This window comes from Salmonella sp. SAL04214 (assembly GCF_046550615.1).
Lineage (GTDB): Bacteria > Pseudomonadota > Gammaproteobacteria > Enterobacterales > Enterobacteriaceae > Salmonella > Salmonella enterica.
Genome location: NZ_JBGDXT010000005.1, coordinates 198,496 through 222,311 on the forward strand (window position 1 = coordinate 198,496; position 23,816 = coordinate 222,311).

General features: G+C 55.5%; 15 protein-coding genes. 9 read left to right on the top strand and 6 right to left on the bottom strand.

What is annotated here, in order from left to right; translation table 11 throughout:
* Positions 1 to 5 precede the first annotated feature (5 nt).
* Entirely contained in the window at positions 6 to 1,145 is a 1,140-nt protein-coding gene (locus tag ACLJQD_RS11150) for a polysaccharide export protein (protein ID WP_000978077.1), read from the bottom strand.
* Positions 1,146 to 1,819: 674 nt separating this feature from the next.
* On the opposite strand from ACLJQD_RS11150, the gene ACLJQD_RS11155 reads away from it, so the two are divergent.
* A complete protein-coding gene (locus ACLJQD_RS11155) occupies positions 1,820 to 3,400 on the top strand; it encodes a TerC family protein (RefSeq protein WP_000454712.1) in 1,581 nt (526 codons plus the stop codon).
* A gap of 85 nt (positions 3,401 to 3,485) precedes the next feature.
* Here ACLJQD_RS11155 and asmA read toward each other — a convergent pair whose 3' ends face one another.
* The 3 genes from asmA to udk all read right to left on the bottom strand — a co-directional run bounded on the left by asmA (position 3,486) and on the right by udk (position 6,694).
* A complete protein-coding gene (gene asmA / locus ACLJQD_RS11160) occupies positions 3,486 to 5,342 on the bottom strand; it encodes an outer membrane assembly protein AsmA (protein WP_001252265.1) in 1,857 nt (618 codons plus the stop codon).
* 38 nt (positions 5,343 to 5,380) lie between these two features.
* The gene (gene dcd / locus ACLJQD_RS11165) at positions 5,381 to 5,962 is read right to left on the bottom strand and encodes a dCTP deaminase (RefSeq protein ID WP_001234783.1); all 582 of its coding nucleotides are present in this window, start codon (positions 5,960 to 5,962) and stop codon (positions 5,381 to 5,383) included.
* A gap of 90 nt (positions 5,963 to 6,052) precedes the next feature.
* Complete coding sequence (gene udk, locus ACLJQD_RS11170; RefSeq protein ID WP_000132082.1) at positions 6,053 to 6,694, bottom strand: uridine kinase; 642 nt, start codon at positions 6,692 to 6,694, stop codon at positions 6,053 to 6,055.
* A gap of 330 nt (positions 6,695 to 7,024) precedes the next feature.
* Between udk and ACLJQD_RS11175 the strand changes: the two genes are divergently transcribed.
* Positions 7,025 to 10,015, top strand: coding sequence for an MASE1 domain-containing protein (locus ACLJQD_RS11175; RefSeq protein ID WP_017442201.1), 2,991 nt, complete (start codon positions 7,025 to 7,027; stop codon positions 10,013 to 10,015).
* On the opposite strand, the gene alkA is transcribed toward ACLJQD_RS11175, so the two are convergent.
* A complete protein-coding gene (gene alkA / locus ACLJQD_RS11180) occupies positions 9,983 to 10,852 on the bottom strand; it encodes a DNA-3-methyladenine glycosylase 2 (RefSeq protein WP_017442200.1) in 870 nt (289 codons plus the stop codon). The two genes, ACLJQD_RS11175 and alkA, sit on opposite strands and share 33 nt — an antisense overlap.
* Positions 10,853 to 10,985: 133 nt before the next feature.
* Between alkA and yegD the strand changes: the two genes are divergently transcribed.
* Positions 10,986 to 12,338, top strand: a complete 1,353-nt coding sequence (gene yegD / locus ACLJQD_RS11185; RefSeq protein ID WP_000469628.1) for a molecular chaperone — start codon at positions 10,986 to 10,988, stop codon at positions 12,336 to 12,338.
* Between the two features lie 98 nt (positions 12,339 to 12,436).
* Here yegD and ACLJQD_RS11190 read toward each other — a convergent pair whose 3' ends face one another.
* Positions 12,437 to 12,496, bottom strand: coding sequence for a type I toxin-antitoxin system Ibs family toxin (locus ACLJQD_RS11190; RefSeq protein ID WP_105887528.1), 60 nt, complete (start codon positions 12,494 to 12,496; stop codon positions 12,437 to 12,439).
* A 282-nt stretch (positions 12,497 to 12,778) separates the two neighbouring features.
* On the opposite strand from ACLJQD_RS11190, the gene mdtA reads away from it, so the two are divergent.
* The 6 genes from mdtA to baeR are packed head-to-tail and all read left to right on the top strand — an operon-like array spanning position 12,779 to position 23,754.
* Positions 12,779 to 14,020: a multidrug efflux RND transporter subunit MdtA gene (gene mdtA, locus ACLJQD_RS11195; protein WP_000678816.1), complete on the top strand. Its 1,242-nt coding sequence runs from the start codon at positions 12,779 to 12,781 to the stop codon at positions 14,018 to 14,020.
* Positions 14,020 to 17,142, top strand: a complete 3,123-nt coding sequence (gene mdtB, locus ACLJQD_RS11200) for a multidrug efflux RND transporter permease subunit MdtB (RefSeq protein WP_017442199.1) — start codon at positions 14,020 to 14,022, stop codon at positions 17,140 to 17,142. Before mdtA ends, mdtB begins: the two co-directional genes overlap by 1 nt.
* Positions 17,143 to 20,223, top strand: coding sequence for a multidrug efflux RND transporter permease subunit MdtC (gene mdtC / locus ACLJQD_RS11205; protein WP_017442198.1), 3,081 nt, complete (start codon positions 17,143 to 17,145; stop codon positions 20,221 to 20,223).
* Positions 20,220 to 21,632 (top strand): MFS transporter, encoded by a 1,413-nt coding sequence (locus ACLJQD_RS11210; RefSeq protein WP_017442197.1) that lies wholly within the window; start codon positions 20,220 to 20,222, stop codon positions 21,630 to 21,632. Before mdtC ends, ACLJQD_RS11210 begins: the two co-directional genes overlap by 4 nt.
* On the top strand, positions 21,632 to 23,035 hold the full coding sequence (gene baeS, locus ACLJQD_RS11215; protein WP_017442196.1) for a two-component system sensor histidine kinase BaeS: 1,404 nt from the start codon (positions 21,632 to 21,634) through the stop codon (positions 23,033 to 23,035). The genes ACLJQD_RS11210 and baeS overlap by 1 nt, the downstream gene beginning before the upstream one ends.
* On the top strand, positions 23,032 to 23,754 hold the full coding sequence (gene baeR / locus ACLJQD_RS11220) for a two-component system response regulator BaeR (RefSeq protein WP_000137854.1): 723 nt from the start codon (positions 23,032 to 23,034) through the stop codon (positions 23,752 to 23,754). Before baeS ends, baeR begins: the two co-directional genes overlap by 4 nt.
* Positions 23,755 to 23,816 lie beyond the last annotated feature (62 nt).

The following is a 23,816-nucleotide window of genomic DNA, read 5'->3' on the forward strand; positions in this document are numbered from 1 at the left end:
AACGATTACCAGGAATGAATGTCGCTGGCCGTATCCGTCATATAACGGACACCGCTAATGGTCGGCAGCAACTGATTGATCAGACGGTTCCAGCGAGCAACCGGCGCGGTCGTGACGTACACCACATCGTAAGGCTGAAGTCGGAATTCCGTCGCCATCACCAATGACGTGGCGTCAGACATATCAAGCTGGTAGATATTGGCGATCTTGCCGCCGCGTCCCCCCTCGCCTTTCAACGGACGAATCACAAAAATGCCGCTGGCGTTGGAGGTGGTCAGATCGATGCCTTCCGCATTGCCTAAGGCTTCGGTGAGCGTCATACCGCTGAAATCCATTTTGAGGGTGCTCTGTTTTTTCACTTCGCCCATGACAAAGACTTTCAGATCGTCATTGCGCGGCACATACAGAATGTCGCCAGGGTAGAGCAAGCGGTTCTGGCTAAGATCGCCATTTTGCATCAGCGCCTGTAGCGAAATGCGCTGTTCTTTGCCGTTGTGCGTCAACACGACGTTGCGCCAGTCTGCCATATCGGTCAGGCCGCCCGCAGCGTTAATCGCATCCAGGACGGTTAGCGGTACGTTAGTAATGGCCTGCTGACCGGATTTATTCACCTGGCCGGAGATATACGCTTTTTGCGAGCGGAAAGCGGCGATATTGACATCCACCTGTGGGTCCGCGATGTACTTCGCTAAACGCCCGGTAATATCGCTGCGAATCTCTGACAAAGTTTTACCGACGACGCTAACCTTGCCAATGTAGGGATAAAACATGGTGCCGTCCGGCTGTACCCAGTTGCCGGTATCGCTTGAGCTACGGTACTGGCCTGCTGGCGTGGTCAATTCCGGGTGATCCCAGACGGTGACATTCAGCACATCGCCAGGCCCGACGCGATACTGATAGCTGGCGATCTCCTGGTCCAGCGACATATTCGGTTGCGCGACATTGGGCCGCGGGCGTAATTGCTCAACCAACCGTGGCGTCAGCGGATACACATTGACCATCCGGTCGAGATCAAAGTCAGCGTCTTGCTGTTTGATCACATCTTTCCCCATCGTAGACATATTGCTGCCCGGAAGTACTGTGCAACCACTTATCAAGCTGAGCGACGCCAATAATGGCATCAATTTCATTTTGGATTTCATCATTGATTATTTATCACTTTGGCAGAGTCATTATCCTGTGCAATTTAAATAGCGGCTTCGTCCGTGCACATTTACCTTGCAGTTAATGGCAGAGAAAATTAACTGGCATCATTCTGAAAAAAAATCAATTCATCCGCAGGCTATTGACAGAATAATAAAGGCTTATATTCAGGCTTTCAGGCACGCTACCGCCCCTGGCTTTTTAGCTACCAATACACTGATTATTCTAAATTTTCGCATTCCCCTCCGATTTCATCCTCGTTCAGATAAAAATCTTCAGCGAAATAAAGGTTACGTATTAATAGTTTTCTCGATGTCGTGACAGGATATTTAAGAGCGCTATCTTAATCCTGCAAGAATTGTTGCAGCTAACCTAATGACAGGCAAGGTAACAAACCCGCCATTCTATATTTTTAAGATTAATATTAAATGAATTAACAGATGATTTTAGGATTTTATTGATGTTGACAATATTTATTTACTCCACTCCACCTGCGATATTTCCTAAATATATTCTTGACATTATTTAGTTTCCGACAGAAACATTACGGCTATTTTAAAGTTATTTTATAGCCGCGTAACAAAGATAAATTGCTCTGCGGCATTGCATTTTTCCGCCGTATTATCCATGATCGAATTGTGACAATTGTCATATTACAGAAGGTATTGCTCTTACTATGGAATGGATTGCCGATCCGTCAATCTGGGCCGGACTGGTAACGTTAATCGTTATCGAACTTGTTCTCGGCATTGATAACCTGGTCTTTATTGCCATCCTCGCTGAAAAACTACCGCCGGGGCAGCGCGACCGCGCGCGCATTACCGGCCTGATACTGGCGATGATCATGCGCCTGCTGCTGCTGGCGTCAATCTCGTGGCTGGTCACCTTGACTAAGCCGCTCTTTAGCGTACAGGCGTTAAGCTTCAGCGCCCGCGATCTGATTATGCTGTTCGGCGGCTTCTTCCTGCTCTTTAAAGCCACCATGGAGCTCAACGAACGGCTGGAAGGGAAAGATAGCGCCAACCCTACCCAGCGTAAGGGGGCGAAATTCTGGGCGGTGGTCGCGCAAATCGTGGTGCTGGACGCTATCTTTTCTCTCGACTCCGTGATTACCGCCGTGGGGATGGTCGATCACCTGGCGGTCATGATGGCGGCAGTGATAATCGCCATTAGCCTGATGCTGCTCGCCAGCAAGTCCCTGACCCGATTTGTGAACAACCATCCCACCATTGTCATTTTGTGCCTTAGCTTCCTGCTAATGATCGGCTTTAGCCTGGTGGCGGAAGGGTTTGGTTTCCATATTCCGAAAGGGTATCTGTACGCGGCTATCGGCTTCTCAGTGATGATCGAGGCGCTCAACCAACTGGCTATTTTTAACCGCCGCCGTTTTCTTTCCGCTAACCATACGCTGCGCCAGCGCACAACGGAGGCCGTGATGCGGCTGATTAGCGGTAAAAAAGAGGATGCCGAACTGGATGCGGAAACCGCCGCGATGCTGGCAGACCATGACGACAGCCAGATTTTTAATCCGCAGGAGCGCAGGATGATCGAGCGGGTGCTGAATCTCAACCAGCGCACCGTAAGTAGCATCATGACGTCGCGCCACGATATCGAGCATATCGATCTCAACGCGCCGGAAGCGGAAATCCGCGCTCTGCTGGAAAAGAACCAGCATACGCGTCTGGTCGTGACGGGTGAAAATGAACAGGAAGATTTACTCGGCGTCGTCCACGTCATCGATCTGTTGCAACAATCGCTGCGCGGCGAACCGCTCAACCTGCGGGCGCTGATTCGCCAACCGCTGGTTTTCCCGGAAACATTGCCGCTGCTGCCTGCGCTGGAGCAGTTCCGTAACGCCAGAACCCATTTTGCCTTTGTCGTAGATGAGTTTGGCTCGGTTGAAGGCATTGTGACATTAAGCGATGTCATGGAGACTATCGCCGGTAATCTGCCGAATGAAGTCGAGGAAATTGACGCCCGCCACGATATTCAGAAGAACCCGGACGGCTCCTGGACAGCAAACGGCCATATGCCGCTGGAGGATTTGGTGCAGTACGTGCCGCTACCGCTGGATGAAAAACGGGAATACCATACGATTGCCGGATTATTGATGGAATATTTGCAGCGCATACCGCAAACCGGTGAAGAGGTTCAGGTGGGCGATTATTTGCTGAAAACATTGCAGGTAGAAAGCCATCGAGTGCAGAAAGTGCAGTTAATTCCGCTGCATAACGGCGAGCCAGACCCGGAGATGTAACGTCTGTTCGCCTGCCCCGGCCTGCTTACCAGGCAGGCCGGAGGCGCGTTAGCCTCGCCATCCGGATCTGCCCTTTGGCCAAAAACTACAGCTTATTCAGCAGCTTCTTCACATCTTTACCGTTGCGGGTATCTTTATTGCGATCCGCCCAGTCGTTGAGCCGACGCTTCGCCTCATCCTGTAAATGCTTGCGCAATAACTGATCCACTTGCAGGGTATAGTTCAGCTCCTGCCACTTGCCATAGACGCGCAGCGGCACCGGCGTCTCTTTCAGGAAGGTGATCAGGTTGCTATTGCCGTTCCATCCGCCCAGCACACGCAGATTAAATTGCGTATCACAGCTCTGCTTAACCAGATCCAGCGTTCCGCTGCCGGTTAACGCCAGCATAGAAGATTGCCCGACCATGTCGTCGAGCGTCAGCGTGCCCTTATTTAGCGTCAGATCGGTCGTGAAGCGATCCAGTCGGGTCGCGTTGTCCATATTTTCCTGCGACTGCTGCGCGTCGCCGCCGCTTCGCTCTACGGCCTGCTGCACCAGTTGCTGGAAATTCATTCCTTCAAGGCGCGTATTGCTCATGTCAACATGCGCTTTTCCTTTCCAGCTATGGCGAAATGCCTCTGCGTCAATATCCGCCCCGGAGAAATCGCCAACCAGCGACATCTTACCGGTCAGGCTAATCGGATAATTGAAGGCTTTCAGGATAGTCCCAATCTCAACATGGTTGAGGCGAGGGTGGAATTCGATGCGCGGACTGGCGGTGCGGGCGTCCAGCGTGCCGGGCAGCGACATCTCTCCGTCGGCCAGTTTCCCCTGCAACTCGGTGATATCCAGCAATCCGGCCTGATTAGACATCTTCGTCGAAACCTGGGTAAAGTCCATTCCCCGCCAGCGAACTGAATCCGCCTGTAAAGCAATCTCCGCCGTAAAGCTTTGCAGCCCCTGATAAGGCGGCGCACCAACACGCGACGCGATAACTGGCCTGGTCAGGGGGAGCGTATTTTGCCCCTGCGACACCGCGCCGCCTGTCTGAGCCACGGCGCTATGATGCGGCAACAGGTTGTCCAGATTAAGCTTGCTGGACCGGAGGTCAATTTGCCATTCCGGCTGCTCCGCCAACGTTACCTGAACATGCCCGGTCAGAGAACTGTCATTCGCCGTTAAATTTAAGTGGTTAAATGAAAGACGTTTTTGCGCTTCCTGCCACTGAGCCTGCAGTTGTCCCTGCCCCTCAATCCCCTGCGCCGGTAGATCCGCGCCCTGCAATTGCCAGCGCAGTTGCTCAATACCCGCGGTTAAATTATGCGGATAATCGGAAGCATCCACCGTTCCGCTGAACGATAAAGCAAGATCCCGCTGATCGCGGTTCACGCGTCCCGAAAAATCAAACGTGCCGCGATGCTCGGCATCTTGTTCCATATTCAGACGAATATCGCGCACCGTGACCTGATCATCATTTTCATGCTGGAAAACCAGCACGCTGTCGGCAACGCGCAGGCTACGAATATCAAACGACCAGCCGCGATCTTCCGCTACGTCCGGCAAGGTATTATCTTTCGGCGCGACCGGCGCATCATCACTGCGTACCGCTTCCGTTTGCGGCGTCAGTTGAATCACCCCGCCTTTCAGCATCACCTGCTTAACATGAAGCTGATGACTCAACAGCGGCCATAAAGCGACATCCAGGCGCATATTGTCAGCCCGCACCAGCGGTTCGCTGGCGCCTCGCGCCGTTAGCGTCATTCGCCCGGAAAGGATGCTGAGTTGCGGCCATACGTGCCAGCGCAGCGGCCCGTCCAGTTGCAACTGATATTCACTACGCGCGGCAACCTGCTGCACCATATAGGCGCGGAAATCATTCGGATTGACCAACAATACCAACGCAGAGAATCCGGCCACCAGCACGACCAGGAGAATCATCAGCGTCGTCAGAAATCGTCTCATGCTACCCTCAATGGACCGGCAGTATTGCGCCGAATGGCTCAGTCTTTATCAATCCGGCTGGCAACAGCGCCCTGCTGATCGCGATATTTGGCATCCTGACGGCGGTTATAAGGCCGCGCCGCCGGGCCGGACAGCGGCTCAAAGCTCAGCGCGCCGATGAGCATACCCGGACGCAACGCCAGCGGCAGCTTCCCGGAGTTGTAAAACTCAAGCACAATGCAGCCCGACCAGCCGGGATCGATACGGTGCGCCGTCACATGCACCATCAGTCCCAGACGCGCCAGCGAGGAACGACCATCCAGCCAGCCCACTAAATCCGGCGGCAGGGTAACGGATTCAAAGGTGACGGCCAGCGCCAACTCGCCCGGATGCAGATAAAATGCCTCGCCGTCCGGCAAAACGATTTCATCGCTCATCACGCGATCCAGCGCCGCGCTGACCTCATCTTTCGGCCCGCTCAGATCGATAAACGCCGCCGTATGGCCACGGAAGGTTCGAAATTTATTGCCAAGACGTACATCGACCGTCGCGCCGTTAATGCGCTCTACGGGAGGTCGCGGGGTGATAGACAAACGGCCTTCATCCAGCCAGGCTTCAATATCTCGGTCGCATAAACGCATGGCACTTTCTCCTTTCGCGCATCAAGCCCTTAAATCAAGCACATCAAGGGCTAACCAGGTTATCACTGAACGGTACACAATTCGCCAGATTTATTCAAAGAACTGGCTGATTTTCGCTTTCAGAATATCAATAGCGATGCGGTTTTTACCGCCGCGCGGCACGATAATATCCGCATATTGTTTGGAAGGCTCAATAAATTGCAGGAACATCGGACGCACCGTTTTCTGATATTGCGCCATCACCGAATCCATTGAGCGACCACGCTCGTTCACATCGCGTTTGATACGGCGCATCAAACAGATATCCAGCGGCGTATCGACAAAAATAGAGAAGTTCATCTCTTCACGCAAACGCGCGTCGGTCAGTAACAGAATACCTTCAAGAATAATCACTTTCTTCGGTTCTACGCGAACCGTTTCCTGCATACGGGTATGCTCAACATAACTGTATACCGGTAATTCAATCGCCGAACCGCGCTTGAGCGCCTGAAGATGCTGAAATAGCAGGCTGTGATCCATCGCATTCGGATGGTCATAGTTAGTTTTTACGCGTTCTTCCATCGACAGATGGCTTTGATCTTTGTAATAACTGTCTTCGGGAATAACGCCAATATGTTCGTCACCCACTTGTTCACGCAATTCGCGGTAAAGGGTACTGGCAATAAGACTCTTGCCGGAAGCCGATGCGCCAGCGATACCGATAATGACGCACTGATGAGACTGATCAGTCATAAATTTAGCGACCTGATTAACCTGGATGTAAGGAAGGGGGGCGCCGAAACGCCAAACGCGGCAATTATAGGGATTTCAGCAGCGCGATACCAGTCCGGCGCTATGCCACGGTGAATTTGTTGGCGGCGCATTCGACGTCGCGACGTAAAAGCGTTCAGTTTTAACGCGGGCAGCGGTTTTATCGACCCGTCTGGAGGAGGAATACGCCGGGAGCCACAATTTATATTCAGCCAGCGTATAAATCATTACGCGTTTATACTAGCATAATCACAGAGTAAACTGACGCGTCCGGTATTCCGCGACGTTACCGGCGATTCGGATAGAGTGGTAATGAGTAAACCATCCCAACATGTTTTCGTTACCGTCCCCCACCCGCTATTGCGTCTGGTCAGTTTAGGCCTGGTCGCGTTTGTCTTTACGCTCTTTTCGCTCGTATTATCGCGTGTCGGCACCCAACTCGCGCCGCTGTGGTTCCCCACCTCCATTATGATGGTCGCGTTTTACCGCCATGCGGGCCGTCTGTGGCCAGGGATCGCGGTCGCCTGCTCGCTCGGCAGCATCGGCGCCTCACTGACTTTATTTCCTGCCGCCTCGCTTAACTTTAGCTGGACGGCAATAAATATTATCGAGGCGGCCACTGGCGCGATACTGCTGCGAAAACTGCTCCCCAGCTACAACCCCTTACAAAATTTGAATGACTGGTTTCGTCTGGCTATCGGCAGCGCCGTGATTCCGCCGCTACTCGGCGGCCTGTTATTTTGGCTAATAGCGCCGGAAGCGGTCGCCTCGAAAGCGTTTCTGATTTGGGTATTATCGGAAGCCATCGGCGCGCTGACGCTGGTGCCGTTAGGTTTACTGTTTAAACCACACTATCTGTTGCGTCATCGCGACCCGCATCTGTTGCTGGAAACGCTATTGACGCTGGTCATTACGCTGGCGCTAAGCTGGCTCGCTATGCGCTATATTCCGTGGCCGTTTACGTGCGTTATCGTCCTGTTGATGTGGAGTGCGGTGCGCCTGCCGCGAATGGAGGCGTTTTTAATTTTTTTAGCTACCGTTATCGTGGTCTCGCTCATGCTGGCCAATGACCCCACGCTGCTCGCCACGCCGAAAACCGACGTGATGGTCAATATGCCGTGGCTGCCTTTTTTAATGATCCTGCTGCCTGCCAATATGATGACGATGGTGATGTACGCGTTTCGCACGGAACGCAAACATATCACCGAGAGCGAATCCCGCTTTCGCAACGCGATGGAGTATTCCGCCATTGGTATGGCGCTGGTCGGTACGGAGGGTCAGTGGCTACAGGTCAATAAATCTCTGAGCCATTTTCTTGGCTATAGCCAGGATGAATTACGCACGATGACATTTCAGCAATTGACCTGGCCAGAAGACCTGAATAACGACCTTGAACAGCTAAACATGCTGGTGCGCGGCGACATCAATAGCTATTCCATGGAAAAACGCTACTACACCCGCAACGGCGATGTCGTCTGGGCGCTGCTGGCCGTCTCGCTGGTTCGTCATAAAGACAATAAACCTCTCTATTTTATTGCTCAGATCGAAGATATTAACGATCTCAAGCAAAGCGAGCAGGAAAACCAGCGGTTGATGGAGCGTATTACACAGGCGAACGAGGCGCTGTTTCAGGAAAAAGAACGGTTGCACATCACGCTTGACTCTATCGGAGAAGCGGTGGTGTGTATTGATGTCGCGATGAATATCACCTTTATGAACCCGATCGCCGAGAAGATGAGCGGCTGGCGGCAAGAGGATGCTTTAGGCGCGCCATTATTAACGGTTCTGCGCATTACGTCAGGTGATAAGGGGCCGCTGCTGGAGGATATTTATCGCGCCGACAGGTCGCGATCGGACATGGAACAGGAGATAGTGCTCCATTGTCATAACGGCGGCAGCTACGATATTCATTACAGTATCACGCCGCTCAGTACGCTTGACGGCGATAAGATTGGTTCGGTTCTGGTTATCCAGGACGTTACCGAATCACGAAAAATGTTACGCCAGCTCAGCTACAGCGCAACGCATGACGCCCTCACCCATCTTGCCAACCGCGCCAGTTTTGAAAAACAGCTGCAACAGCGCCTGCAAACAATACAGGAATCGCCTCAACATCATGCGCTGGTGTTTATCGATCTGGACCGTTTTAAAGCGGTTAACGACAGCGCGGGACATGCCGCCGGCGATGCCTTATTGCGCGAGCTCGCGTCACTGATGCTCAGTATGCTTCGATCCGGCGATCTCCTGGCCCGTCTGGGTGGCGATGAGTTTGGCCTGTTGCTGCCGGATTGTAATAGTGACAGCGCGCGCTTTATCGCGACGCGGCTTATCAACGCCATTAATGAGTATCACTTTATGTGGGAAGGACGCCTGCATCGGATCGGCGCCAGCGCCGGGATCACAATGATAAATGAACATAACTGCCAGCTCACAGAGGTCGTGTCTCAGGCCGATATTGCCTGCTACGCCGCGAAAAATAGCGGTCGAGGCCGTCTGACCGTGTACGAACCGCAGCACGCATTAACCTCCTCAAAGGGAATGATGCCGCTGGAAGAACAGTGGCATATGATTAAAAATAACCACCTGCTGATGCTTGCCAGAAACGTCGCGCCGCCGCGTACGCCGGAGGCCACCAGCTTTTGGCTGGTCTCACTCAGGCTGTGGACCAGCGAAGGGGAAGTGATGGAAGAGCGCGCGTTCCGGGCAGGGTTAGCCGACTCCGCGCTGCATCACGCGCTTGACCGACGGGTATTCCATGAGTTTTTCCACCATGCGGCGACCGCCGTCGCCAGCAAGGGATTAAGCGTTGCGCTGCCGCTGTCCGCCGCGGGATTATACAGCGCGACCCTTATTGATGAGCTGCTGGAACAACTGGAGCATAGTCCACTGCCGCCACGGTTATTACACCTGATTATCCCGGCTGACGTTATCGTTAAGCAGGCGCAGACCGCCGCTGCGACTCTGCGAAAACTGCGGCAACGCGGCTGCCAGGTGATTCTCAGCCATGTCGGGCGCGATTTACAGCTGTTTAATTTACTTCCCCTGCATATCGTCGATTATTTACTGCTGGATAGCGACCTTATCGCCAACGTTCATGAAAGTTTAATGGATGAAATGCTGACCTCGATCATCCAGGGACACGCCCAGCATCTGGACATCAAAACGCTCGCCGGGCCGGTACAAAACCCACAGGTGCTGGATACGCTCTCCCGTATTGGCGTGGATTTGATTTATGGCGACACTGTCGCCGAAGCGCAACCGCTGGATTTGTTACTGAATACCAGCTATTTCGCTATCCATTGACGGTTGCCAGCCGTGGGTATACCAGATATGCAGTAGCGCGTAGGAACGCCACGGTTTCCAGCGCTCCGCGTAGCGACGGATCTGCGCGGGCGTCATCCCGGCGAAGCGCTGCTTAATTAAGTAATCATCGGGTAAAAAGATATCTTTTGCCTGCCAACCGCGCAGGGCGAAATAGTTCGCCGTCCAGCGGCCAATTCCCGGAAACGTTTGTAAATTTTTAACGCTCTGCTCAATATCCGGCGGCGCGGCGAGCGCCACTTTTCCCGCCAGCGTCGCCTGCGCCAGATGAATCAGCGCTTCGGCGCGCCGCAGCGGCATCCCCAGAGCTTTAAGCGCCAGCGGATCGGCCACCGCCAGCGTTTCCGGACCGGGAAAACAGACATAATCGGGGGCATCCGGCAACGCCTCGCCATAGCGGCGCGCCACTTTCGCCGTCAACCTTGCCGCCATCGCGACACTCACCAGTTGCCCCAGTATCGCCCGCACGCCTTGTTCAAACGTATCAACCGATCCCGGTAAACGCAGCCCCGGTCTGTCCTCGCCCAGTGGCCCCAGCACGGCGGCAACCTGCGCGGGCTGGCAGTCAAGATCAAACAGACGCGAAACCTTCGCCAGACACGCCGGCGCGACGGGAAGTAATCCGGCGCTCACGCTGACCTGCACAGTGTGGGTGGGCAGATGGGGGCTCACGCTGATCAGTCCGCGATGCTCGCCCACCACCAGGCTGCGCGCATAAAAGCCCTCGCCTACCGTTTCCACGCCGTCCACCGCACGCGCGGCAAGAAAGCCCAACATCCACGACCAGTCGTAAGGCGGCTGCCAGCTCAGGGTAAACATACTTTTCTCCTTTATTTGACCTTTCAGCATAAACGCTAATCGCACGTAACGCCTTGCTTTCATATTCCAGTTGTCGCCGCGACGACATTTCGCTAAAGTCACGCCCCTTCTTCACTGGCATGGGGATTTTAAGGTGTTTATCGGATTTGATTACGGTACGGCAAACTGCTCGGTCGCCATTATGCGCGACGGGCATCCACAGTTGCTGACAATGGAGAATAACAGCGCATTACTGCCGTCTATGCTGTGCGCGCCGACGCGCGAAGCGGTGAGCGAGTGGCTGTATCGCCATCATGATGTGCCGGCAACGGACGAAGAAACCCAGGCGCTGCTACGCCGCGCGATACGCTACAACCGCGAGGAAGATATTGAGGTTGGCGCGCAAAGCGTACAGTTTGGTCTGGCGTCGCTGGCGCACTATATTGACGATCCCCAGGAGGTCTGGTTTGTCAAATCGCCGAAATCCTTTTTAGGCGCCAGCGGCCTGAAACCGCAGCAGGTCGCGCTGTTTGAAGATTTAGTCTGCGCCATGATGGTACATATTCGTCATACGGCGCACAGCCAATTGCCGGAGGCCATTACCCAGGCGGTGATCGGTCGCCCGATCAACTTTCAGGGACTCGGCGGCGATGACGCGAACCGCCAGGCGCAGGGTATTCTGGAGCGGGCGGCAAAACGCGCCGGTTTTCAGGAGGTGGTATTCCAGTATGAACCGGTTGCGGCGGGCCTGGACTACGAAGCTACGCTGCGGGAAGAGAAGCGTGTGCTGGTCGTGGATATTGGCGGCGGTACCACCGACTGTTCCATGCTGCTGATGGGGCCGCAGTGGCGTCAGCGCGCCGATCGTGAAAACAGCCTGTTGGGGCACAGCGGTTGCCGCGTGGGCGGAAACGATCTGGATATCGCGCTGGCCTTTAAAAATCTGATGCCTTTGCTGGGCATGGGCGGCGAAACCGAAAAAGGCATCGCCCTACCGGTGCTGCCGTGGTGGAACGCCGTGGCGATTAACGACGTCCCGGCGCAAAGCGATTTTTACAGTAGCGCGAATGGTCGTCTGTTGAACGATTTGGTTCGCAACGCGCGTGAAGCAGACAAGGTCGCGTTGCTGCTCAAGGTCTGGCGTCAGCGGCTTAGCTACCGCCTGGTACGCTGCGCGGAAGAGAGCAAAATCGCCCTTTCCGGCCAGGCGGATGTTACGGCGAGGCTGCCATTTATCAGCGACGACCTGGCGGTCGCTATCAGCCAGCAAGGACTGGAAGCGGCGCTGGATCAACCGCTGGCGCGTATTCTGGAACAGGTGCAACTGGCGCTGGACAGCGCGCAGGAAAAACCGGATGTCATCTATCTGACCGGCGGCAGCGCCCGTTCGCCATTGATTAAAAAAGCGCTTTCCGAACAGTTACCGGGCATACCCGTCGCTGGCGGCGATGATTTCGGCTCCGTCACCGCAGGACTGGCGCGCTGGGCGGAGGTCGTTTTCCGCTAAGCGCCTCGCAAGCCCAGCGCTGATGGATTGACATTATTCTTGATGTGGCTTAACGTCAGGAGTGAGGGTAAGGGAGGATTCCTCCTCCCCCTGGTGTCTTAGTAAGCTGGTAGGCTAATCACTAAGAGTATCACCAGTATGATGACTACCTTCATCATAACCCTTTCCTTATTTTGGCCCCTTCCTCGGGAGGGGCTTTCCCGTTTCAGCGTCCTGCTGAAATCGGTGGCTTATCTTCATTGCCGTGCCGCCACTTTACCGCACTCCGGCGCGTTAACGATTTTCACCGATGAGAGTTGCGTAGCGCCTCGCAAAGCGGGTCGCCATTCAGAATAATCCCGACCGTGTTCCATAATTCCTCCATTTTTCTCCCTTCCCTGCTGACTACAATAGAGGGAGCAACATTCCGCAAAACGTTTCAGGATGAGAAACTTATACCGATGAAAGGCAGTAATACTTTCCGCTGGGCAATAGCGATTGGGGTTGTAGTGGCCGCCGCCGCATTCTGGTTCTGGCATAGCCGTAGCGAAAGCCCGACCGCCGCGCCGGGCGTCGCCGCGCAAGCGCCGCATACCGCCGCCGCAGGTCGCCGCGGTATGCGCGACGGCCCTCTGGCGCCGGTACAGGCCGCGACCGCGACCACACAGGCCGTACCGCGCTATCTGAGCGGGCTGGGCACCGTGACCGCCGCGAATACCGTTACGGTGCGTAGCCGCGTGGACGGTCAACTCATCGCCCTGCACTTTCAGGAAGGTCAGCAGGTCAACGCAGGCGATCTGCTGGCGCAAATCGATCCCAGCCAGTTTAAGGTCGCCCTGGCGCAGGCGCAGGGACAGTTGGCGAAAGATAACGCTACGCTGGCGAATGCGCGTCGTGATCTGGCGCGCTATCAGCAACTGGCAAAAACCAATCTGGTTTCTCGTCAGGAACTGGATGCGCAACAGGCGCTGGTCAACGAAACCCAGGGAACCATTAAAGCGGATGAAGCCAATGTCGCCAGCGCGCAGTTACAGCTCGACTGGAGTCGTATCACGGCCCCGGTCTCGGGACGCGTGGGTCTGAAACAGGTGGATGTCGGCAACCAGATTTCCAGCAGCGATACCGCAGGTATTGTCGTCATTACGCAAACGCACCCGATTGATCTCATTTTTACTCTGCCGGAAAGCGATATCGCGACCGTGGTTCAGGCGCAGAAAGCGGGGAAAACGCTGGTCGTAGAAGCCTGGGATCGGACTAACTCGCACAAATTGAGCGAAGGTGTGTTGCTCAGTCTGGACAACCAGATTGATCCCACGACGGGAACGATCAAAATTAAAGCGCGCTTTACCAATCAGGACGATACGCTGTTCCCCAATCAATTTGTGAACGCCCGGATGCTGGTCGATACCGAACAAAATGCCGTTGTGGTGCCTGCCGCGGCGGTGCAAATGGGCAATGAGGGCCACTTTGTGTGGGTGCTGAACGACGAAAATAACGTCAGCAAGAAGCGGGTAAAAATCGGTATTCAGGATAACCGAAACGTGGTGATCAGCGCAGGCTTGTCGGCAGGCGATCGCGTCGTTACCGATGGTATTGATCGGCTGACGGAAGGCGCAAAAGTCGAGGTCGTTGAGCCGCAAACCACCGTGGCGGATGAAAAATCCCCTTCCCGCCATGAAGGTCAAAAAGGAGCGCGCGCCTGATGCAGGTATTACCTCCGGGCAGCACGGGCGGCCCTTCGCGTCTGTTTATTCTGCGCCCCGTGGCCACCACTCTGATGATGGCGGCGATTTTACTCGCCGGGATTATCGGCTATCGCTTCCTGCCCGTCGCCGCTTTGCCGGAGGTCGACTACCCCACTATTCAGGTTGTTACGCTCTACCCTGGCGCCAGCCCGGATGTCATGACCTCCGCCGTCACCGCGCCGCTTGAGCGCCAGTTCGGCCAGATGTCAGGACTTAAGCAGATGTCGTCGCAAAGCTCCGGCGGCGCGTCGGTGGTAACGCTACAGTTTCAGTTGACGCTGCCGCTGGACGTTGCCGAGCAGGAAGTACAGGCGGCGATTAACGCAGCCACCAATTTATTGCCTTCCGACCTGCCGAATCCGCCGATTTACAGCAAAGTCAACCCGGCGGACCCGCCGATTATGACGCTTGCCGTCACCTCAAACGCGATGCCGATGACCCAGGTAGAGGACATGGTAGAAACCCGCGTGGCGCAGAAGATCTCACAGGTCTCCGGCGTCGGACTGGTGACGCTTGCCGGCGGGCAGCGCCCTGCGGTACGCGTAAAACTGAATGCTCAGGCTGTCGCCGCGCTCGGTCTGACCAGCGAAACGGTCCGTACCGCAATTACCGGCGCCAACGTCAACTCGGCGAAAGGCAGTCTGGATGGCCCCGAACGGGCGGTGACGCTTTCTGCTAACGATCAGATGCAGTCTGCCGACGAATACCGCAGGCTTATCATCGCGTATCAAAACGGCGCGCCGGTACGGCTGGGCGATGTCGCCACCGTCGAACAGGGGGCGGAAAATAGCTGGCTCGGCGCATGGGCGAATCAAGCGCCGGCTATCGTGATGAATGTTCAGCGCCAGCCCGGCGCCAATATCATTGCGACGGCGGACAGCATTCGCCAGATGCTGCCCCAGCTTACCGAAAGCCTGCCGAAATCGGTGAAGGTCACGGTCCTGTCCGATCGCACCACCAATATTCGCGCTTCCGTGCGCGATACCCAGTTTGAACTGATGCTGGCGATCGCGCTGGTCGTCATGATTATCTATCTGTTTTTACGTAATATTCCCGCCACAATTATTCCCGGCGTCGCCGTACCGCTGTCGCTTATCGGCACCTTTGCGGTGATGGTATTTTTGGATTTTTCCATTAATAACCTGACGCTGATGGCGCTCACTATCGCCACGGGTTTCGTGGTGGACGATGCGATTGTGGTGATCGAGAACATCTCGCGCTACATCGAAAAAGGAGAAAAACCGCTGGCGGCGGCGCTCAAAGGCGCGGGCGAAATCGGCTTTACCATTATTTCCCTCACCTTTTCACTGATTGCAGTGCTGATCCCGTTGCTCTTTATGGGCGATATTGTTGGTCGACTGTTCCGCGAATTTGCGGTGACGTTGGCGGTAGCGATTTTAATCTCCGCCGTCGTCTCTTTGACGCTCACGCCCATGATGTGCGCGCGTATGCTCAGCCAGCAATCTCTGCGTAAACAAAACCGCTTTTCCCGCGCCTGCGAGCGGATGTTTGACCGCGTGATCGCCAGCTACGGACGCGGATTAGCGAAAGTGCTCAACCATCCGTGGCTTACATTGAGCGTGGCATTCGCCACGCTCCTGCTCAGCGTTATGCTGTGGATAGTCATCCCGAAAGGGTTCTTTCCGGTACAGGATAACGGCATTATCCAGGGGACGCTGCAGGCGCCGCAATCGTCATCGTATGCCAGTATGGCGCAACGTCAGCGCCAGGTGGCGGAGCGGATATTACAGGACCCGGCGGTGCAAAGCCTGACGACTTTTGTTGGCGTAGACGGCGCTAACCCCACGCTGAATAGCGCGCGCCTGCAAATTAACCTCAAGCCGCTGGATGCGCGTGATGACCGCGTGCAGCAGGTGATCTCCCGGCTGCAAACCGCCGTGGCGACGATTCCCGGCGTGGCGCTGTATCTCCAGCCGACGCAGGATTTAACCATCGACACGCAGGTCAGCCGCACGCAGTATCAGTTTACCCTGCAGGCCACGACGCTCGATGCGCTCAGCCACTGGGTGCCAAAACTGCAGAACGCGCTACAGTCGTTACCACAGCTCTCTGAGGTAAGCAGCGACTGGCAAGATCGAGGATTAGCGGCCTGGGTGAATGTCGACCGCGACAGCGCCAGCCGTCTGGGTATCAGCATGGCGGATGTGGATAACGCGCTCTACAACGCGTTCGGACAACGCCTGATTTCAACGATTTATACCCAGGCGAACCAGTACCGCGTCGTGCTGGAACATAATACCGCCAGCACGCCGGGCCTGGCGGCGCTGGAGACGATTCGCCTGACGAGCCGCGACGGCGGCACCGTACCGCTCAGCGCGATTGCCCGCATTGAGCAGCGCTTCGCCCCGCTCTCCATCAATCATTTAGATCAGTTCCCGGTTACGACATTTTCGTTTAACGTGCCGGAGGGCTATTCGCTCGGCGATGCGGTGCAGGCGATTCTCGATACGGAAAAAACGCTCGCCCTGCCAGCGGATATTACAACGCAGTTTCAGGGCAGTACGCTCGCCTTCCAGGCGGCGCTGGGCAGCACCGTCTGGCTTATTGTCGCCGCCGTGGTGGCGATGTATATCGTGCTCGGCGTGCTGTATGAGAGTTTTATCCATCCGATCACGATTCTCTCAACGCTGCCTACGGCGGGCGTCGGCGCGCTGCTGGCGCTGATCATCGCTGGTAGCGAGCTCGATATTATCGCCATTATCGGCATTATTTTGCTGATCGGCATCGTGAAGAAAAACGCCATCATGATGATTGACTTCGCCCTCGCCGCTGAACGCGAACAGGGGATGAGTCCGCGCGACGCTATCTTCCAGGCCTGTCTGCTGCGTTTTCGACCGATTCTGATGACCACGCTGGCGGCGTTGCTCGGGGCATTGCCATTAATGTTGAGTACCGGCGTTGGCGCGGAATTACGTCGCCCGTTGGGGATCGCGATGGTGGGCGGCCTACTGGTCAGCCAGGTATTAACTCTGTTTACCACACCGGTGATTTATCTCCTGTTTGACCGCCTGTCGCTGTACGTGAAAAGTCGCTTTCCGCGCCATAAAGAGGAGGCGTAGATGCGCTTTTTCGCCCTTTTCATCTACCGCCCGGTCGCCACCATTTTGATTGCCGCCGCCATTACGCTGTGCGGCATTCTGGGCTTTCGTCTGCTGCCGGTCGCCCCGCTGCCGCAGGTCGATTTCCCGGTGATTATGGTTAGCGCCTCGCTGCCGGGCGCCTCGCCGGAAACCATGGCTTCGTCGGTGGCGACGCCGTTGGAACGTTCTTTGGGACGCATTGCAGGCGTCAATGAAATGACTTCCAGCAGCTCGCTCGGCAGTACGCGCATTATTCTCGAATTTAATTTCGATCGTGATATTAACGGCGCGGCGCGCGATGTGCAGGCCGCCATTAACGCCGCGCAAAGCTTGTTGCCAGGCGGAATGCCCAGCCGCCCGACTTATCGCAAGGCCAACCCGTCCGACGCGCCGATTATGATTTTAACGCTCACCTCGGAGAGCTGGTCACAGGGCAAACTGTATGATTTCGCCTCTACCCAACTGGCGCAAACCATCGCGCAAATTGACGGCGTCGGCGATGTTGACGTCGGCGGCAGCTCCCTGCCCGCAGTACGTGTAGGCTTAAACCCGCAGGCGCTCTTTAACCAGGGCGTCTCGCTGGATGAGGTCCGCGAAGCGATCGACAGCGCCAACGTACGCCGACCGCAAGGCGCAATTGAAGATAGCGTCCACCGCTGGCAAATCCAGACCAACGACGAACTGAAAACCGCCGCCGAATACCAGCCGCTGATTATTCACTATAACAACGGCGCGGCGGTACGCCTGGGCGACGTCGCCAGCGTCACCGACTCGGTGCAGGATGTCCGTAACGCCGGGATGACGAACGCTAAACCCGCTATTTTGTTGATGATCCGCAAGCTGCCGGAGGCCAATATTATTCAGACGGTCGACGGCATCCGGGCAAAACTGCCGGAACTGCGGGCAATGATCCCCGCCGCTATCGATTTACAAATCGCTCAGGATCGTTCGCCGACGATTCGCGCGTCGCTGCAAGAGGTAGAAGAGACGCTGGCTATCTCTGTCGCGCTGGTGATCCTGGTGGTGTTTTTATTCCTGCGTTCCGGGCGCGCCACGCTAATCCCCGCCGTCGCCGTTCCCGTTTCGCTCATCGGCACCTTCGCCGCCATGTATCTGTGCGGCTTCAGCCTCAACAATCTGTCGCTGATGGCGCTGACTATCGCGACCGGATTTGTCGTTGATGATGCCATTGTGGTGCTGGAAAATATCGCCCGCCATCTGGAGGCGGGAATGAAACCTTTGCAGGCGGCATTACAGGGTACGCGGGAAGTCGGGTTTACGGTCATCTCCATGAGTCTGTCGCTGGTGGCGGTATTTCTGCCGCTGCTGTTAATGGGCGGTCTGCCAGGGCGATTATTACGGGAATTCGCCGTTACCCTCTCGGTGGCGATTGGCATTTCGCTGGTGGTCTCGCTCACGCTGACGCCGATGATGTGCGGCTGGATGCTTAAATCAAGCAAACCGCGCACCCAACCGCGTAAACGGGGCGTTGGCCGTTTGCTGGTCGCCTTGCAACAGGGTTACGGCACGTCGTTAAAATGGGTGCTTAACCATACGCGTCTTGTCGGTGTGGTTTTTCTTGGCACCATTGCGCTGAACATCTGGCTTTATATCGCCATCCCTAAAACATTCTTTCCGGAGCAGGACACCGGCGTGTTGATGGGCGGTATTCAGGCTGACCAGAGCATCTCTTTCCAGGCCATGCGCGGCAAGCTGCAGGATTTTATGAAAATTATTCGCGACGATCCGGCGGTGAATAATGTCACTGGTTTTACCGGCGGCTCGCGGGTGAATAGCGGCATGATGTTTATTACGCTGAAGCCGCGCGGCGAACGCAAAGAGACGGCGCAGCAAATCATTGATCGACTGCGGGTCAAACTGGCAAAAGAACCCGGCGCCAGGCTGTTTCTGATGGCGGTACAGGATATTCGCGTCGGCGGGCGGCAGGCTAACGCCAGTTACCAATATACGTTGCTGTCTGACTCTCTGGCGGCGCTGCGCGAGTGGGAGCCGAAAATACGCAAAGCGCTCTCGGCCCTGCCGCAACTGGCGGACGTAAACTCCGACCAGCAGGATAACGGCGCGGAGATGAACCTTATCTACGACCGCGACACCATGTCACGACTGGGCATTGATGTTCAGGCCGCAAACAGTCTGTTAAATAATGCTTTCGGCCAGCGGCAAATTTCCACCATTTATCAGCCGATGAACCAGTATAAAGTGGTGATGGAAGTCGATCCGCGCTATAGCCAGGATATCAGCGCGCTGGAGAAAATGTTCGTTATCAACCGTGACGGAAAAGCGATCCCCCTCTCTTATTTCGCCCAATGGCGGCCCGCCAATGCGCCGCTGTCGGTGAACCATCAGGGACTTTCCGCGGCGTCCACGATTGCCTTTAACCTGCCGACCGGCACATCGTTATCGCAGGCGACAGAGGCCATTAATCGCACCATGACGCAGCTTGGCGTCCCTCCGACGGTACGCGGCAGTTTTTCCGGAACGGCGCAAGTCTTCCAGCAGACCATGAATTCGCAGCTTATTTTGATAGTGGCGGCGATCGCTACCGTCTACATTGTGCTGGGGATACTGTACGAAAGTTACGTCCATCCGCTGACCATTCTCTCTACTCTGCCATCGGCAGGCGTTGGGGCGCTTCTGGCGCTGGAGCTCTTCAATGCCCCTTTCAGCCTAATCGCCCTGATAGGGATCATGCTATTAATTGGCATTGTGAAGAAAAACGCCATTATGATGGTCGATTTTGCGCTTGAAGCGCAACGAAGCGGCGGCCTGACGCCGGAACAAGCCATTTTCCAGGCCTGCTTGTTACGCTTCCGTCCAATAATGATGACCACGCTGGCGGCGCTGTTCGGCGCACTGCCATTGGTGTTATCTGGCGGAGACGGTTCGGAATTACGGCAGCCGTTGGGGATAACCATTGTCGGCGGTTTGGTCATGAGCCAGCTCCTGACGCTCTATACCACGCCGGTGGTGTACCTCTTTTTCGACCGTCTGCGGCTGCGTTTTTCGCGTAAAAATAGCAAACCGGTAGTAGAGATATGACAGAACTTCCTGACAACGCCCGCTGGCAACTCTGGATTGTGGCATTCGGCTTTTTTATGCAGTCGCTGGATACCACCATCGTCAACACTGCGCTGCCCTCCATGGCGAAAAGCCTGGGGGAAAGCCCGCTGCATATGCACATGGTAGTGGTGTCATATGTTCTTACCGTCGCCGTGATGCTCCCCGCCAGCGGCTGGCTGGCAGATAAAATCGGCGTGCGTAATATCTTCTTTGCCGCCATTGTGCTGTTCACGCTGGGTTCGCTGTTTTGCGCCCTTTCCGGCACGCTTAATCAACTGGTATTAGCGCGGGTTTTACAAGGCGTAGGCGGCGCGATGATGGTGCCGGTCGGACGCCTGACGGTCATGAAAATCGTGCCGCGCGCGCAATATATGGCGGCGATGACCTTCGTCACCCTACCGGGACAGATCGGGCCGTTACTCGGCCCCGCGCTGGGCGGGGTGCTGGTGGAATATGCTTCATGGCACTGGATCTTTCTGATCAATATCCCGGTGGGAATTGTCGGCGCTATGGCAACCTTTATGCTGATGCCAAACTACACCATAGAGACCCGGCGCTTTGATCTGCCGGGGTTCCTGCTGTTAGCTATCGGCATGGCGGTACTCACGCTGGCGCTGGACGGTAGTAAAAGCATGGGGATCTCGCCCTGGACATTAGCCGGACTTGCTGCGGGCGGCGCAGCAGCCATTCTGCTCTATCTCTTCCATGCCAAAAAAAACTCAGGCGCGTTATTCAGCCTGCGATTGTTCCGCACGCCCACGTTTTCACTGGGGTTGCTGGGCAGTTTTGCCGGGCGTATCGGCAGCGGTATGCTGCCGTTTATGACGCCGGTCTTTTTGCAAATTGGTCTTGGTTTTTCACCGTTTCATGCCGGTTTGATGATGATCCCCATGGTGCTGGGCAGCATGGGAATGAAGCGGATTGTGGTGCAGATAGTTAACCGTTTTGGCTATCGTCGGGTTCTGGTGGCGACCACGCTCGGACTGGCATTGGTTAGCCTGTTGTTTATGTCGGTCGCGCTGCTCGGCTGGTATTATCTCCTGCCGCTGGTACTGCTTTTGCAGGGAATGGTGAACTCGGCGCGCTTTTCTTCCATGAATACCTTAACGCTAAAAGACCTTCCCGATACGCTGGCCAGCAGCGGCAATAGCTTATTATCGATGATTATGCAGCTCTCGATGAGTATTGGCGTCACTATTGCCGGAATGCTGCTGGGTATGTTTGGCCAACAGCATATCGGGATAGACAGTAGCGCCACACATCACGTCTTTATGTACACCTGGTTATGTATGGCGGTTATTATCGCGCTACCGGCGATAATTTTTGCCCGCGTGCCGAACGATACACAGCAAAACATGGTCATTTCACGGCGTAAAAGGAGCCTGTAATGAAAGTCTGGCGGCCCGGAATCACCGGCAAGCTGTTTCTGGCGATTTTCGCCACCTGCATCGTGCTGCTGATCAGTATGCATTGGGCCGTGCGCGTCAGTTTTGAACGCGGATTTATTGACTATATCAAACACGGCAACGAGCAGCGGCTACAAATGCTGGGCGATGCGCTGGGCGACCAGTACCAGCAACACGGCAACTGGCGTTTTTTACGTAACAACGATCGCTTCGTTTTCCAGATTCTGCGTTCATTTGAGCATGACAACGACCGCGATAAACCCGGCCCCGGTATGCCGCCGCACGGTTGGCGCACCCAGTTCTGGGTCGTCGATCAAAATGGCCGGGTGCTGGTCGGCCCACGCGGTCCGGTGCCGCATGACGGTACTCGCCGCCCCATTCTGGTCAATGGCGTCGAAGTCGGCGCGATTATCGCCTCTCCTGTCGAGCGGCTGACGCGCAATACGGATATTAATTTTGATATGCAGCAGCGGCGCGCCAGTTGGATGATCGTGGCGTTATCAACGTTGCTGGCCGCGCTGGCGACATTTTTGCTGGCGCGTGGCCTGCTCGCCCCGGTCAAACGGTTGGTCGAGGGTACGCACAGACTGGCGGCGGGGGATTTTACCACGCGCGTGACCCCAACCAGCGCCGATGAGCTGGGAAAACTGGCGCAAGACTTTAACCAGCTTGCCAGCACGCTGGAAAAAAACCAGCAAATGCGCCGCGACTTTATGGCGGATATTTCCCACGAACTGCGCACGCCGCTGGCGGTATTGCGCGGCGAACTGGAAGCCATTCAGGATGGCGTTCGCCAGTTCACGCCAGAATCGGTTACCTCGCTACAGGCGGAAGTCGGTACGCTTACCAAACTGGTTGACGACCTGCATCAGCTGTCGTTGTCTGACGAAGGCGCGCTGGCTTACCAAAAAACGACCGTCGATCTTGTTCCCCTGTTGGAAGTCGCTGGCGGCGCGTTCAGAGAGCGCTTTACCAGCCGGGGGCTAACGCTACATTACGCGTTGCCGGATAGCATGACCGTCTTCGGCGACCCGGATCGCCTGATGCAACTGTTTAATAATCTACTGGAAAACAGTCTGCGCTACACCGACAGAGGCGGCGGCCTGCATATTTCCGCCGAACAACGCGACAAATCATTATTCCTGACCTTTGCCGATTCTGCACCGGGCGTCAGCGATGAACAGTTACAAAAGCTTTTTGACCGTTTTTACCGCACGGAAGTGTCCCGTAACCGCGCCAGCGGCGGTTCTGGACTGGGGCTGGCAATATGCGTCAATATTGTACACGCGCATAACGGTCATCTTCACGCCGCTCATTCGCCTTTTGGCGGGGTTAGCATTACAGTAGAGTTACCGCTGGATCGCGATTTACAGAGAGAAGTATGACTGAATTACCCATTGATGAAAACACGCCGCGCATTTTGATTGTTGAAGATGAACCCAAGCTGGGACAGCTGCTTATTGACTACTTACGCGCGGCGAGTTACGCCCCCACGCTCATCAATCATGGCGACAAGGTACTGCCGTATGTGCGTCAAACGCCGCCGGATCTGATCCTGCTGGATCTGATGCTGCCGGGTACCGATGGTCTGACGCTATGCCGGGAGATTCGCCGTTTTTCCGACATCCCCATTGTGATGGTCACGGCCAAAATCGAAGAGATCGACCGGCTGCTGGGGCTGGAAATCGGCGCCGATGATTATATCTGTAAGCCTTACAGCCCGCGCGAAGTCGTGGCCCGCGTGAAAACCATTTTGCGCCGCTGTAAACCGCAGCGCGAACTCCAGCAGCAGGATGCCGAAAGCCCGTTAATGATTGATGAAAGCCGCTTTCAGGCCTCCTGGTGTGGTAAAGCGCTGGATTTAACCCCCGCTGAATTCCGCCTGCTAAAAACCTTATCGCTTGAACCGGGTAAAGTTTTTTCCCGCGAGCAGTTGTTAAACCACCTCTACGACGACTACCGTGTGGTGACCGATCGTACTATCGACAGCCACATTAAAAACCTGCGCCGTAAACTGGAATCGCTGGATGCCGAACAGTCATTTATACGCGCGGTCTACGGGGTGGGATATCGCTGGGAAGCGGATGCGTGTCGCCTGGTATAATGATTATTGGCATAACAATAACAAGGTCGTAAGACGATATTTTCCGCCAACGCTATTCTGGC

Bases quoted from the DNA above. Each gene is read 5' to 3' on its own strand.
- ACLJQD_RS11150 (WP_000978077.1), bottom strand. From the start codon at position 1,145: ATGATGAAATCCAAAATGAAATTGATGCCATTATTGGCGTCGCTCAGC.
- ACLJQD_RS11155 (WP_000454712.1), top strand. From the start codon at position 1,820: ATGGAATGGATTGCCGATCCGTCAATCTGGGCCGGACTGGTAACGTTA.
- asmA (WP_001252265.1), bottom strand. From the start codon at position 5,342: ATGAGACGATTTCTGACGACGCTGATGATTCTCCTGGTCGTGCTGGTG.
- dcd (WP_001234783.1), bottom strand. From the start codon at position 5,962: ATGCGTTTATGCGACCGAGATATTGAAGCCTGGCTGGATGAAGGCCGT.
- udk (WP_000132082.1), bottom strand. From the start codon at position 6,694: ATGACTGATCAGTCTCATCAGTGCGTCATTATCGGTATCGCTGGCGCA.
- ACLJQD_RS11175 (WP_017442201.1), top strand. From the start codon at position 7,025: ATGAGTAAACCATCCCAACATGTTTTCGTTACCGTCCCCCACCCGCTA.
- alkA (WP_017442200.1), bottom strand. From the start codon at position 10,852: ATGTTTACCCTGAGCTGGCAGCCGCCTTACGACTGGTCGTGGATGTTG.
- mdtA (WP_000678816.1), top strand. From the start codon at position 12,779: ATGAAAGGCAGTAATACTTTCCGCTGGGCAATAGCGATTGGGGTTGTA.
- mdtB (WP_017442199.1), top strand. From the start codon at position 14,020: ATGCAGGTATTACCTCCGGGCAGCACGGGCGGCCCTTCGCGTCTGTTT.
- mdtC (WP_017442198.1), top strand. From the start codon at position 17,143: ATGCGCTTTTTCGCCCTTTTCATCTACCGCCCGGTCGCCACCATTTTG.
- ACLJQD_RS11210 (WP_017442197.1), top strand. From the start codon at position 20,220: ATGACAGAACTTCCTGACAACGCCCGCTGGCAACTCTGGATTGTGGCA.
- baeS (WP_017442196.1), top strand. From the start codon at position 21,632: ATGAAAGTCTGGCGGCCCGGAATCACCGGCAAGCTGTTTCTGGCGATT.
- baeR (WP_000137854.1), top strand. From the start codon at position 23,032: ATGACTGAATTACCCATTGATGAAAACACGCCGCGCATTTTGATTGTT.